We start from the raw sequence: 12571 nt of genomic DNA, 5'->3' as shown, positions 1-12571 counted from the left end.
CAGTGATCGCCCTCTCCCTCGCCGAGATCGCCGAAATCGTCGGCGGGCAGGCGCACGACATACCGGATCCGGGCGCCCGGATCACCGGGCCCGTCGTCATCGACTCCCGTGAGGTGAAGCCCGGCAGCCTTTTCGCCGCCTTCGCCGGCGAGCGCGTCGACGGCCACGACTACGCGGAGCGCGCCGTCGCGGCGGGCGCGGCGGCGGTGCTCGCCGCCCGCCCGGTCGGCGCTCCCGCGATCGTCGTGGACGACGTGCAGGCCGCGCTCGGCGCCCTCGCCCGCGCGGTCGTCGAGCGGCTCGGCACCGATGTCGTCGCCCTCACCGGCTCGGCCGGCAAGACGTCCACCAAGGACCTGATCGCCCAGGTCCTCGACCGCCACGCGCCCACCGTCTGGACGCCCGGCTCCCTCAACAACGAGATCGGCCTGCCGCTCACCGCGCTGAAGGCCACCGGGGAGACCCGGCACCTCGTCCTGGAGATGGGCGCCCGCGGCATCGGCCACATCCGCTACCTGACCGGGCTCACCCCGCCCCGGATCGGGCTCGTCCTCAACGTGGGCACCGCCCACATCGGCGAGTTCGGCGGACGCGAGCAGATCGCCGTGGCCAAGGGCGAGCTGGTCGAGTCCCTGCCGTCCGCCGAGGACGGCGGCATCGCGGTCCTCAACGCGGACGACCCCCTCGTCCGCGCGATGGCGAGCCGCACCAAGGCCCGCGTGACCCTCTTCGGCGAAGCGGACGAAGCGGCCGTACGTGCCGAGAACGTCCACCTCACCGACGCCGGCCGGCCCTCTTTCCGGCTTCACACACCCACCGGGTGCAGCGACGTGACCTTGCGCCTGTACGGTGAGCACCACGTGTCGAACGCGCTCGCAGCGGCCGCCGTCGCGCACGAGCTGGGCATGCATGTCGAGGAGATCGCCACCGCGCTCTCCGAGGCCGGCTCCCTTTCGCGCTGGCGCATGGAGGTCACCGAGCGTCCGGACGGCGTGACGATCGTCAACGACGCCTACAACGCGAACCCCGAGTCCATGCGAGCCGCCCTGCGCGCGCTCGCGGCCATGGGCAGGGCCGGACAGGCCCAGGGGGCCCGCACGTGGGCGGTGCTCGGCAAGATGGCCGAGCTCGGTGACGCGTCGCTCGCCGAGCACGACGCGGTCGGACGGCTCGCCGTCCGGCTCAACGTCAGCAAGCTCGTCGCGGTCGGGGACAGGGAAGCGTCCTGGCTGCAACTGGGCGCCTATAACGAGGGTTCGTGGGGTGAGGAGTCGGTGCACGTGTCCGACGCGCAGGCGGCTGTCGACCTGTTGCGCAAGGAGCTGCGCCCGGGGGACGTGGTCCTGGTGAAGGCCTCCCGGTCGGTCGGTCTCGAGCAGGTCGCACTCGCGCTGCTCGACGCTGAGGGCGAGGTATCCGGCCGATGAGGCAGATCCTCTTCGCGGGGGCCATCGGCCTCTTCCTGACCCTGATCGGCACGCCGCTGCTCATCAAGCTGCTCGCCCGCAAGGGATACGGGCAGTTCATCCGGGACGACGGCCCCCGCGGCCACGCCGGGAAGAAGGGCACGCCCACCATGGGCGGCATCTCCTTCATCCTGGCCACGCTCATCGCGTACGCCCTGGCCAAGGTCATCACCGGCGAGGACCCGACGTACTCGGGCGTCCTGGTGCTGTTCCTGATGGCGGGCATGGGCCTGGTCGGCTTCCTCGACGACTACATCAAGATCGTCAAGCAGCGTTCGCTGGGCCTGCGGGCCAAGGCGAAGATGGCCGGCCAGCTCATCGTCGGCATCGCCTTCGCGGTGCTCTCGCTCCAGTTCGCGGACCTGCGCGGGCTCACCCCGGCCTCCGAGAAGCTCTCCTTCATCACCGACTTCGGCTGGTCGATCGGCCCGGTCCTCTTCGTGGTCTGGGCGCTCTTCATGATCCTGGCCATGTCCAACGGCGTGAACCTGACGGACGGTCTGGACGGTCTGGCGACCGGCGCCTCCGTGATGGTCTTCGGCGCCTACACCTTCATCGGGCTGTGGCAGTTCCAGGAGTCCTGCGCCAACGCGCTGACCCTCACCAACCCGAACGCCTGCTTCGAGGTGCGCGACCCGCTCGACCTCGCGGTCGTGGCCTCCGCGCTCATGGGCGCCTGCTTCGGCTTCCTGTGGTGGAACACCTCGCCCGCCAAGATCTTCATGGGTGACACCGGCTCCCTCGCGCTCGGCGGCGCGCTGGCCGGTCTCGCCATCTGCTCCCGTACGGAGCTGCTGCTCGCGCTGCTCGGCGGCCTGTTCGTGCTGATCACCATGTCCGTGGTCATCCAGGTCGGTTCGTTCAAGATGACCGGCAAGCGCGTCTTCCGGATGGCCCCCCTCCAGCACCACTTCGAACTCAAGGGGTGGTCCGAGGTCCTGGTCGTCGTCCGGTTCTGGATCATCCAGGGCATGTGCGTCATCGTGGGCCTGGGCCTCTTCTACGCGGGATGGGCAGCCGACAAGTGAGCGAAGAGCTGGACTGGCAGGGCAAGCACGTCACGGTCGCGGGTCTCGGGGTGTCCGGCATCCCGGCCGCCCGGGCCCTGGCCGCCCGGGGCGCCGTGGTGACCGTCGTGAACGACGGGGACGACGAGCGCTCCCGGGCGCAGGCCGCGGAACTGGAGGCGGAGGGGATCACCGTCCGCCTCGGCGACGGGGCGACCCTGCCGGCCGGCACCGAGCTGGTCGTCACCACCCCCGGCTGGCAGCCGGACAAGCCGCTCTTCGCGGCCGCCGCCGAGGCGGGCGTGGAGATCTGGGGCGACGTCGAGCTGGCCTGGCGCCTGCGGGGCCCGGACGCGGCCCCGTGGCTGGCGATCACCGGTACCAACGGCAAGACGACCACGACCCGGATGCTCGCCTCCATCCTGGAGGCGGCCGGGCTGCGGACCGCCGCCGTCGGCAACATCGGCGTCTCGCTCCTCGACGCCGTCCTCGGCGAGGAGCGGTACGACGTCCTCGCCGTCGAGCTCTCCAGCTACCAGCTGCACTGGGCGCCCTCCGTGCGCGCCCACTCGGCCGTCGTGCTCAACCTGGCGCCCGACCACCTCGACTGGCACGGCTCGATGGAGGCGTACGCCGCCGACAAGGGCCGGATCTACGAGGGCAACCGGATCGCCTGCGTCTACAACGTCGCCGACCAGGCCACCGAGGACCTGGTCCGGGAGGCCGACGTCGAGGAGGGCTGCCGGGCCATCGGCTTCACCCTCGGCACCCCCGGCCCCTCCCAGCTCGGTGTCGTCGAGGGCATCCTCGTCGACCGGGCCTTCGTCGAGAACCGGCAGAAGAACGCCCAGGAGCTGGCCGAGGTCGCCGACGTGCAGCCGCCGGCCCCGCACAACATCGCCAACGCGCTCGCCGCGGCCGCCCTCGCCCGCGCCTTCGGCGTCGAGGCCAAGGCCGTACGCGACGGGCTGCGGGCCTTCCGGCCCGACCCGCACCGGATCGAACTGGTCGAGGAGGTCGAGGGCGTGACGTACGTCGACGACTCCAAGGCCACCAACACCCACGCCGCGGAAGCCTCGTTGGCCGCCTACGACCCGATCGTCTGGATCGCCGGCGGCCTCGCCAAGGGCGCCACCTTCGACGAGCTGGTGCAGAAGTCCGCGAAGCGGCTGCGCGGGGCCGTCCTGATGGGCGCGGACCGCGCGCTGATCCGCGAAGCCCTGGCGCGACACGCCCCGGAGGTCCCGGTGGTGGACCTCGACCGGACCGACACTGGGGCGATGTCCGAGGCGGTCCGTGAGGCGGCCCGGCTCGCCCGCCCGGGGGACACCGTCCTCCTGGCCCCGGCCTGCGCCTCGATGGACATGTTCACCAACTACAACAAGCGGGGCGAGGCGTTCGCGGACGCGGTCCGCGCCCTCGCCGCCACCGGGGACGCCTGACCCGACCACTGCGAGGGTCCGGCCGTACCGGGCCTGACCGGAGGGGGCAGCGACCATGCTGAGCAAGATCGCCGGGACACGCCGGCCCTCCGCCCGACCGGGCGGGGGGCGGTCCCCAGCGACCCCGAGGGGCGCGCGCGGCGGAGGCGTACGCGGGCTCTTCACGCGGGCGCAGCGGGCCTGGGACCGGCCGCTGACGGCGTACTACGTGATCATCGGCGCGGGGCTGCTCATCACCACGCTCGGCCTGGTGATGGTCTACTCGGCCTCGATGATCACGGCGCTCCGCTACGAGCTGGTGCCGTCCTACTTCTTCCGGAAGCAGTTCTTCGCCGCGCTCCTCGGCACCGGGCTGCTGCTCGTCGCCTCGCGGATGCCGGTGAAGCTGCACCGGGCGCTGGCCTACCCGATCCTGGTCGGCGCGGTCTTCCTCATGGTGCTCGTGCAGATCCCGGGGATAGGGCACTCGGTCGGCGGCAACCAGAACTGGATCTCGCTGGGCGGCCCGTTCATGCTCCAGCCCAGCGAGTTCGGCAAGCTGGGACTGATCCTGTGGGGCGCCGACCTGCTCGCCCGCAAACAGGACATGAAGCTCCTCACCCAGTGGAAGCACATGCTGGTGCCACTGGTTCCGGGCGCCTTCATGCTGCTCGGGCTGATCATGCTCGGCGGCGACATGGGCACCGCGATCATCCTGACCGCGATCCTCTTCGGCCTGCTGTGGACGGCCGGCGCGCCCACCCGCCTCTTCGTGGGGGTGCTCACGGTCGCCGGCGCCCTCGGCGCGCTGCTCATCAAGACCAGCCCGCACCGGATGGACCGCTTCCAGTGCGTCGGCGCCACCGATCCGGGTGGCGAGGGGGCCCCGTGCCTCCAGGCCGCGCACGGTATCTATGCTCTGGCCTCGGGCGGATGGTTCGGTTCCGGGCTCGGTGCGAGTGTGGAAAAATGGGGCCAACTGCCCGAAGCGCACACCGACTTCATCTTCGCGGTCACCGGTGAGGAACTGGGTCTCGCGGGGACGCTGTCGGTGCTCGCCCTGTTCGCGGCCCTAGGCTATGCGGGTATCCGCGTGGCCGGACGCACGGAGGACCCCTTCGTTCGATTCGCCGCGGGAGGCGTGACCACCTGGATCACGGCCCAGGCCGTGGTCAACATGGGTGCGGTGCTCGGTCTGCTGCCGATCGCCGGTGTCCCGCTCCCGTTGTTCTCGTACGGGGGGTCGGCCCTGCTGCCGACCATGTTCGCCGTGGGGCTCCTGATCGCCTTCGCGCGACAGGAACCCGCCGCGAAAGCGGCCCTGGCCATGCGCCGCCCCGGCTGGGGCAAGCGGGCCGGGGTGAGATGGAAGTCGATGCGACGGCGCGTCAAGAAGCGCCCGTCCGGAGAGCGGTGAATTTCGGTGCATGTCGTACTCGCCGGCGGGGGGACCGCCGGTCACATCGAGCCGGCGCTCGCCCTCGCGGACGCCCTGCGCAGGCAGGACCCGAGCGTGGGCATCACGGCGCTGGGCACGGAGAAGGGCCTGGAGACCCGGCTCGTGCCGGAACGGGGCTACGAGCTGGCGCTCATCCCCGCCGTACCGCTGCCCCGCAAGCCCACCCCCGAGCTGATCACCGTTCCGGGGCGCCTGCGCGGCACCATCAAGGCCGCCGAGCAGGTCCTGGAGCGGACCAAGGCGGACTGCGTGGTCGGCTTCGGCGGTTACGTGGCCCTGCCCGGCTACCTCGCGGCCAAGCGCCTCGGCGTGCCGATCGTGGTCCACGAGGCCAACGCCCGGCCCGGCCTGGCCAACAAGATCGGCTCCCGGTACGCCGCCGGGGTCGGCGTCGCCACCCCGGACTCCAAGCTGCGCAACGCCCGTTACATCGGGATCCCGCTGCGGCACACCATCGCCACCCTCGACCGGGCGCGGGTCCGTCCCGAGGCGCGCGCCGCCTTCGGTCTCGACCCCAACCTGCCGACGCTGCTGGTCTCCGGCGGCTCCCAGGGCGCCCGCCGGCTCAACGAGGTCGTCCAGCAGATCGCCCCGGTGCTCCAGCGCTCCGGCATCCAGATCCTGCACGCGGTCGGCCCGAAGAACGAGGTGCCGCGCGTCGACAACATGCCCGGAATGCCGCCGTACGTGCCGGTACCGTACGTGGACCGGATGGATCTCGCGTACGCCGCGGCCGACATGATGCTCTGCCGCGCCGGCGCCATGACCGTCGCCGAGCTCTCCGCCGTCGGCCTGCCCGCCGCCTACGTCCCGCTGCCCATCGGCAACGGCGAACAGCGGCTCAACGCGCAGCCGGTGGTCAAGGCCGGCGGTGGACTCCTCGTCGACGACGCGGAGCTGTCGCCGCAGTGGGTGCAGGCCAACGTCCTGCCCGTACTGGCCGATCCGCACCGGTTGTACGAGATGTCCCGCGCCGCCTCCGAGTTCGGCCGCCGGGACGCCGACGACCTGCTCGTCGGCATGGTGTACGAGGCGATCGCCGCCCGCCGACAGGCGTAGCGGGGACCGAGGGGAGAGGCGCGCGTGGCAGCCGGACCGACGACCGCGGAGAAGGGCGGCACCGAGAGGCCCGGAGGGCCGTCGGTCCGGCGGCCCCGGCCGGAAGGCACGGACGGGCGCCTCCGTCCGACCGGGCTGAGGCTCGCCCTGGTCGCCGTCGGTCTGCTCCTGCTCGCCGGCGGCACGGTCTGGGCCCTCTACGGCTCCTCCTGGTTCCGTGTGGAACGTGTGAAGACTTCGGGCACGGCGGTGCTCACCCCGGCCCAGGTCGAGGCCGTCGCCGCCGTCCCGGTCGGCGCCCCGCTGGTCACCGTGGACACCGACGTCATCGAGGCGCGGCTCAGGGAGGAATTCCCGCGCATCGCCTCGGTCGACGTGTTCCGGTCATGGCCACACGGAATCGGTCTCAAAGTGACCGAAAGGACACCCGTGCTCCTTCTGGAGAAAAGCGGATCCTTCACCGAAGTGGACTCCGCCGCCGTCCCGTTCGCGACCGTCACCACCCCGCTCCGCGGCGTGCCCCGGCTCGTCCTCGACACGGCGGCTTCGCCCAGCCTGCGGCGGTTCGACGCGGACCGGCTGCTGGTCGAGGCTGTGCGCGTACGGAGTGAACTCCCGGACGCGATCGCGAAGGACACTCGTGTCGTACGTCTCTCCTCGTACGACTCCGTCACTCTGGAACTCACCCGTGATCGCACCGTCTTCTGGGGCAGCGCCGAACACGGGCCCGCAAAGGCCCGGGTGCTGACCGCTCTCATGAAGGCGACTCCCAAAGCGGGGCACTTCGACGTAAGTGCCCCCAGCGCGCCCGCCTCGTCGAAGAGTTGACGCGCATCGGCGCTGGCCAGCACCCTGGTTGGCCAGCGCTACGGGTGATCACATAGGGTGAAAAGAAAAACGGGAGGTTCGGCGTGTTCGTTGAACGCGCGCCGCTTGTCGACTTAGTGTCCTGTTCGGAAGAGTCCAGAGAACAGGGACACTGGTAACCCTAAACTTCAACGTTAGGGTTGGGGTCGGGGCACGGACCACCCCATCGGCATCCGTCGTCGCGGCGCGCAAACCACCGCGCAACGACGACACGTAACTCGAGGCGAGAGGCCTTCGACGTGGCAGCACCGCAGAACTACCTCGCAGTCATCAAGGTCATCGGTGTCGGCGGCGGTGGTGTCAATGCCATCAACCGAATGATCGAGGTCGGTCTCAAGGGCGTCGAGTTCATCGCCATCAACACCGACGCACAGGCGCTGTTGATGAGCGACGCCGACGTCAAGCTCGACGTCGGCCGTGAACTCACCCGCGGCCTCGGGGCCGGGGCGAACCCCGCCGTCGGCCGCAAGGCGGCCGAGGACCACCGCGAGGAGATCGAGGAGGTCCTCAAGGGGGCCGACATGGTCTTCGTCACCGCCGGCGAGGGCGGCGGCACCGGCACCGGCGGCGCCCCCGTCGTCGCCAACATCGCGCGCTCGCTCGGCGCCCTCACCATCGGCGTGGTCACCCGCCCCTTCACCTTCGAGGGCCGGCGCCGCGCCAACCAGGCGGAGGACGGCATCGCCGAGCTCCGCGAAGAGGTCGACACCCTCATCGTCATCCCGAACGACCGGCTGCTGTCCATTTCGGACCGCCAGGTCTCGGTCCTCGACGCCTTCAAGTCGGCCGACCAGGTCCTGCTCAGCGGCGTCCAGGGCATCACCGACCTCATCACCACCCCGGGCCTGATCAACCTCGACTTCGCCGACGTCAAGTCGGTCATGTCCGAGGCCGGCTCGGCCCTGATGGGCATCGGCTCCGCCCGCGGCGACGACCGCGCGGTGGCCGCCGCGGAGATGGCGATCTCCTCGCCGCTCCTGGAGGCGTCCATCGACGGCGCCCGCGGTGTGCTGCTCTCCATCTCCGGCGGCAGCGACCTCGGTCTCTTCGAGATCAACGAGGCCGCCCAGCTGGTCAGCGAGGCAGCCCACCCGGAGGCCAACATCATCTTCGGCGCCGTCATCGACGACGCCCTCGGCGACGAGGTCCGGGTCACCGTCATCGCGGCCGGCTTCGACGGCGGCCAGCCGCCGGCCCGCCGGGACAACATCATCGGTTCGGTCTCCGCCAAGCGCGAGGAGCCGGCCCCGGCCCCCCGCATCGCCGAGACCCCCCGCCCGCTCGGCGGCCTCGGCACGGTGACCCCCCGCGAGGAGCCCGTCGCCGCCCCGGTCGAGCCCGCCCCGGCCGTCAGCGAGGCCCCGCTGCCGCCCGCCCCGCCGGTGGTCCCGCCGGCCCGTCCGTACACGGACAGCCCCGCCGAGGAGCTGGACGTCCCGGACTTCCTGAAGTGATAGGGCACCGCCTCACCACGAACGGCGCGCACTTCGCCTTCACCGACAGGTGGGGCGGGGTGAGCGCCGTTCCGTACGAGGAGCTCAACCTCGGCGGCGCCGTCGGCGACGACCCGGAGGCCGTCCTGGCCAACCGGGCCCGCGCCGCCGCCGACCTGGGGCTCGACCCCGCCCGGGTCGTCTGGATGAACCAGGTCCACGGCGCCGGTGTCGCCGTGGTCGACGGTCCCTGGGAGGACGGGGGCGCCGTCCCCGCCGTGGACGCGATCGTCACCACCCGCCGCGGACTCGGCCTCGCCGTCCTCACCGCGGACTGCGTCCCGGTCCTCCTCGCCGACCCGGTCGCCGGGGTCGCCGCCGCCGCCCACGCCGGGCGGCCGGGGATGATCGCCGGGGTCGTCCCCGCCGCCGTCGCGGCGATGACGGAGCTCGGCGCCGAGCCCGCGCGGATCAGCGCCCGCACCGGGCCCGCCGTCTGCGGACGCTGTTACGAGGTCCCGGAGGCGATGCGCGCCGAGGTCGCGGCCGTCGAACCCGACGCCTACGCCGAGACCTCCTGGGGCACCCCCGCCGTCGACGTCGCCGCCGGGGTCCGTGCCCAGCTGGCCCGGCTCGGGGTGACCGACGTCGAGGACGCCGGGGTCTGCACCCTGGAGTCCGGCGACCACTACTCGTACCGCCGCGACCGCACCACCGGGCGACTCGCGGGATATGTCTGGTTGGGCAGGGAAGAGGCATGACGGACCGCAAGGCCGAACTCGCGGAGAACCTGGCAGGGGTGGAGGAGCGGATCGCCGCCGCCTGCGCCGCCGCCGGTCGCCCCCGCGAGGAGGTGACCCTGATCGTCGTCACCAAGACCTACCCCGCGAGCGACGTGCGGATCCTGCACGGGCTCGGGGTGCGGCACGTGGCGGAGAACCGGGACCAGGACGCCGCGCCCAAGGCGGCCGCCTGCGCCGACCTCGATCTCACCTGGCACTTCGTCGGTCAGTTGCAGACCAACAAGGTCAGATCCGTGGTGGGTTATGCCGATGTGGTGCAGTCCGTCGACCGTCTCAAGCTCGTCTCCTCCCTCTCCGCGGCCGCGGAGAGGGCCGGGCGCGAGCTCGGCTGCCTGATCCAGGTCGCCCTCGACGCCGAGGCCGGCGCGCGCGGCGACCGCGGAGGGGTGTCGCCCGAGGGGGTCGAGGAGTTGGCCGCCGCCCTCGACGAGGCGCCCGGACTGCGGCTCGCCGGCCTGATGACGGTCGCCCCGCTCGTCGGCGAGTACGCCGGGCGGCAACGGGCCGCCTTCGACCGGCTGATGGATTTGTCGACTGTCCTGCGCACGACCCGTCCGACTGCGAACATGGTGTCAGCGGGAATGAGCGCGGACCTCGAGGCCGCCATCGCCGCCGGGGCGACACACGTACGCGTCGGTACGGCGGTACTCGGAGTCCGCCCGAAGCTCGGGTAACGTCGCGAAGCAGGTCGGACCACAGCAGAAAATATGGTCATTCCGCGAACGGCGGGGTGGCCGCGTGGATCGCGGGCACTTGGTGACGAGGTCGATCCACCACAGAGCGGAGGAATCGGAGCATGGCCGGCGCGATGCGCAAGATGGCGGTCTACCTCGGTCTCGTGGAGGACGATGGGTACGACGGCCGGGGCTTCGACCCCGATGACGACTTCGAGCCCGAGCTGGAGCCGGAGCCCGAGAGGGAGCGGCGCCACACCCCCCCGCGCCAGATCGAGCGTGAGGAACCCGTGCGCGTGGTGGCCCCTCCGGCCCCCCGGGAACCCCTCGCCCACTCTGTCCCGGTACTCGCCGAAAGCGGACGTCCGGCCCGAATTGCCCCCGTGGCATCCATCACACCCGAACGCCCGAGCCTGGAGAAGAACGCACCGGTGATCATGCCCAAGGTCGTGTCCGAGCGGGAGCCGTACCGCATCACCACACTCCACCCCCGGACCTACAACGAGGCCCGTACCATCGGGGAACACTTCCGTGAGGGCACTCCGGTGATCATGAACCTCACGGAGATGGACGACACGGACGCGAAGCGACTTGTCGACTTTGCCGCCGGACTCGTCTTCGGGCTCCATGGCAGCATTGAGCGCGTGACGCAGAAGGTGTTCCTGTTGTCGCCTGCTAACGTCGATGTCACGGCGGAGGACAAGGCCCGTATCGCAGAGGGCGGATTCTTCAACCAGAGCTGAGAAACGAGACCGGACGGACCGGCCGCGAGGGTGGCCGGAGCAAGCTGAGCACACGAGAGCCAGGGGAGAGGGAACAGCGGGATGGGCGTCGCACTACAGGTGGTCTACATCGCGCTGATGTGCTTCCTCGTCTTCCTGATCTTCCGGCTGGTCATGGACTACGTCTTCCAGTTCGCCCGTTCATGGGAACCCGGCAAGGCGATGGTGGTCGTTCTGGAGGCCACCTACACTGTCACCGATCCACCGCTCAAGCTTCTGCGGCGGCTCATCCCGCCGCTTCGTCTCGGGGGCGTGGCACTCGACCTGTCCTTCTTCGTTCTGATGATCATCGTCTACATCCTCATCTCCGTCGTGAACTCGCTCGCGAGGTGAGTGTGGACGATACGGTCCTGCCGACTGCCGACGACTACGTAGAGGTGAAGAAGAGATGCCGCTGACTCCTGAGGACGTGCGGAACAAGCAGTTCACGACCGTCCGCCTGCGAGAAGGCTATGACGAGGACGAGGTCGACGCCTTTCTCGACGAGGTCGAGTCCGAGCTGACCCGTCTGCTCCGCGAGAACGAGGACCTGCGCGCCAAGCTGGCCGCGGCCACCCGCGCCGCCGCGCAGAACCAGCAGCAGGCCATGCGCAAGCCCCCGGAGCCCCAGGACAACCGTCCCGTCGGGCCCGGCGCCCCCGTGCCCGCCGCCATATCCGGTCCGCCGGTCCAGCAGCAGCCGCCGCAGATGGGCCCGCCGCAGCTGCCTTCCGGTGCTCCTCAGCTTCCCGCCGGCCCCATGCAGGGCGGACCCATGGGTCCCGGCCCGATGCAGGGTGGTCCGATGGGTCCCGGCCCGATGCAGGGCGGCCCCATGGGCCACCCGCAGCAGCAGCAGATGCAGCCGCAGCCCCCGCAGCAGCCCGGTGGCGACAGCGCCGCCCGTGTCCTCTCGCTGGCCCAGCAGACCGCCGACCAGGCGATCGCCGAGGCCCGCTCCGAGGCCAACAAGATCGTCGGCGAGGCGCGCTCCCGCGCCGAGGGCCTGGAGCGGGACGCCCGCGCCAAGGCGGACGCGCTGGAGCGGGACGCGCAGGAGAAGCACCGCGTCGCGATGGGCTCCCTGGAGTCCGCTCGCGCCACGCTGGAGCGCAAGGTCGAGGACCTGCGCGGCTTCGAGCGCGAGTACCGGACCCGTCTGAAGTCCTACCTGGAGTCCCAGCTGCGCCAGCTGGAGACCCAGGCGGACGACTCGCTGGCCCCGCCGCGGACCCCGGCGACGGCCTCGCTGCCGCCGGCCCCGTCCATGGCGTCCGCCGGTGCGGGTGCCCCGTCCTACGGCGGCAACGGCCCGATGGGCGGCGGTCCGTCCATGGGCGGTGCCCCGTCCTACGGCGGCCAGCAGCAGATGTCCCCGGCGATGACGCAGCCGATGGCACCGGTGCGGCCGCAGGCGCCGCAGCCGATGCAGCAGGCGCCGGCGCCGATGCGGGGCTTCCTGATCGACGAGGACGACAACTGAGGCGGCGCCTGAACGTGCGCTGAGCACGTAGCCGTCGGCAGTCGAAGGGCCAGGAACCGGAGCGAACACGGTACAGGCCCCACGCCCCACCCCCGGCTCTTATAAAAAAAAACGATCCCCCCCAAACAAAAGAGAAAG

General features: G+C 71.2%; 12 protein-coding genes. All 12 read left to right on the top strand.

What is annotated here, in order from left to right:
- Window positions 1–2 precede the first annotated feature (2 nt).
- The 12 genes from murF (at window position 3) to ACFQ8C_RS18765 (ending at window position 12433) form a co-directional block, all read left to right on the top strand.
- Window positions 3–1427 carry a UDP-N-acetylmuramoyl-tripeptide--D-alanyl-D-alanine ligase gene (gene murF / locus ACFQ8C_RS18820; protein ID WP_383458560.1) on the top strand — a complete coding sequence of 475 codons (1425 nt, stop codon included), beginning with the start codon at window positions 3–5 and terminating at the stop codon, window positions 1425–1427.
- The gene (mraY, locus tag ACFQ8C_RS18815) at window positions 1424–2494 is read left to right on the top strand and encodes a phospho-N-acetylmuramoyl-pentapeptide-transferase (protein WP_043223107.1); all 1071 of its coding nucleotides are present in this window, start codon (window positions 1424–1426) and stop codon (window positions 2492–2494) included. The genes murF and mraY overlap by 4 nt, the downstream gene beginning before the upstream one ends.
- Window positions 2476–3915, top strand: a complete 1440-nt coding sequence (gene murD, locus ACFQ8C_RS18810; protein WP_383458557.1) for a UDP-N-acetylmuramoyl-L-alanine--D-glutamate ligase — start codon at window positions 2476–2478, stop codon at window positions 3913–3915. Before mraY ends, murD begins: the two co-directional genes overlap by 19 nt.
- A 55-nt stretch (window positions 3916–3970) precedes the next feature.
- Entirely contained in the window at window positions 3971–5311 is a 1341-nt protein-coding gene (gene ftsW, locus ACFQ8C_RS18805; RefSeq protein WP_383458554.1) for a putative lipid II flippase FtsW, read from the top strand.
- A 6-nt stretch (window positions 5312–5317) separates the two neighbouring features.
- Window positions 5318–6412, top strand: a complete 1095-nt coding sequence (gene murG, locus ACFQ8C_RS18800) for an undecaprenyldiphospho-muramoylpentapeptide beta-N-acetylglucosaminyltransferase (RefSeq protein ID WP_383458551.1) — start codon at window positions 5318–5320, stop codon at window positions 6410–6412.
- Between the two features lie 24 nt (window positions 6413–6436).
- A complete protein-coding gene (locus tag ACFQ8C_RS18795) occupies window positions 6437–7240 on the top strand; it encodes a cell division protein FtsQ/DivIB (RefSeq protein WP_383458548.1) in 804 nt (267 codons plus the stop codon).
- A 278-nt stretch (window positions 7241–7518) separates the two neighbouring features.
- The gene (gene ftsZ, locus ACFQ8C_RS18790) at window positions 7519–8733 is read left to right on the top strand and encodes a cell division protein FtsZ (RefSeq protein ID WP_383458545.1); all 1215 of its coding nucleotides are present in this window, start codon (window positions 7519–7521) and stop codon (window positions 8731–8733) included.
- Window positions 8730–9473 (top strand): peptidoglycan editing factor PgeF, encoded by a 744-nt coding sequence (gene pgeF, locus ACFQ8C_RS18785; protein WP_383458542.1) that lies wholly within the window; start codon window positions 8730–8732, stop codon window positions 9471–9473. Before ftsZ ends, pgeF begins: the two co-directional genes overlap by 4 nt.
- Entirely contained in the window at window positions 9470–10189 is a 720-nt protein-coding gene (locus tag ACFQ8C_RS18780) for a YggS family pyridoxal phosphate-dependent enzyme (protein ID WP_383458539.1), read from the top strand. The genes pgeF and ACFQ8C_RS18780 overlap by 4 nt, the downstream gene beginning before the upstream one ends.
- 122 nt (window positions 10190–10311) lie before the next feature.
- Window positions 10312–10932 (top strand): cell division protein SepF, encoded by a 621-nt coding sequence (locus ACFQ8C_RS18775; protein WP_383458536.1) that lies wholly within the window; start codon window positions 10312–10314, stop codon window positions 10930–10932.
- 81 nt (window positions 10933–11013) lie between these two features.
- A complete protein-coding gene (locus tag ACFQ8C_RS18770; protein WP_189945168.1) occupies window positions 11014–11304 on the top strand; it encodes a YggT family protein in 291 nt (96 codons plus the stop codon).
- 55 nt (window positions 11305–11359) lie between these two features.
- Window positions 11360–12433: a DivIVA domain-containing protein gene (locus ACFQ8C_RS18765; RefSeq protein ID WP_383458533.1), complete on the top strand. Its 1074-nt coding sequence runs from the start codon at window positions 11360–11362 to the stop codon at window positions 12431–12433.
- Window positions 12434–12571 lie beyond the last annotated feature (138 nt).

It is taken from the genome of Streptomyces sp. NPDC056503 (genome assembly GCF_042794995.1).
In the GTDB taxonomy this organism is placed as follows: domain Bacteria; phylum Actinomycetota; class Actinomycetes; order Streptomycetales; family Streptomycetaceae; genus Streptomyces.
This window is presented reverse-complemented; position numbering and strand designations above follow the sequence as displayed.

Bases quoted from the DNA above. Each gene is read 5' to 3' on its own strand.
- ACFQ8C_RS18765 (WP_383458533.1), top strand. From the start codon at position 11,360: ATGCCGCTGACTCCTGAGGACGTGCGGAACAAGCAGTTCACGACCGTC.
- ACFQ8C_RS18780 (WP_383458539.1), top strand. From the start codon at position 9,470: ATGACGGACCGCAAGGCCGAACTCGCGGAGAACCTGGCAGGGGTGGAG.
- murD (WP_383458557.1), top strand. From the start codon at position 2,476: ATGGGCAGCCGACAAGTGAGCGAAGAGCTGGACTGGCAGGGCAAGCAC.
- ACFQ8C_RS18770 (WP_189945168.1), top strand. From the start codon at position 11,014: ATGGGCGTCGCACTACAGGTGGTCTACATCGCGCTGATGTGCTTCCTC.
- mraY (WP_043223107.1), top strand. From the start codon at position 1,424: ATGAGGCAGATCCTCTTCGCGGGGGCCATCGGCCTCTTCCTGACCCTG.
- ftsW (WP_383458554.1), top strand. From the start codon at position 3,971: ATGCTGAGCAAGATCGCCGGGACACGCCGGCCCTCCGCCCGACCGGGC.
- ACFQ8C_RS18775 (WP_383458536.1), top strand. From the start codon at position 10,312: ATGGCCGGCGCGATGCGCAAGATGGCGGTCTACCTCGGTCTCGTGGAG.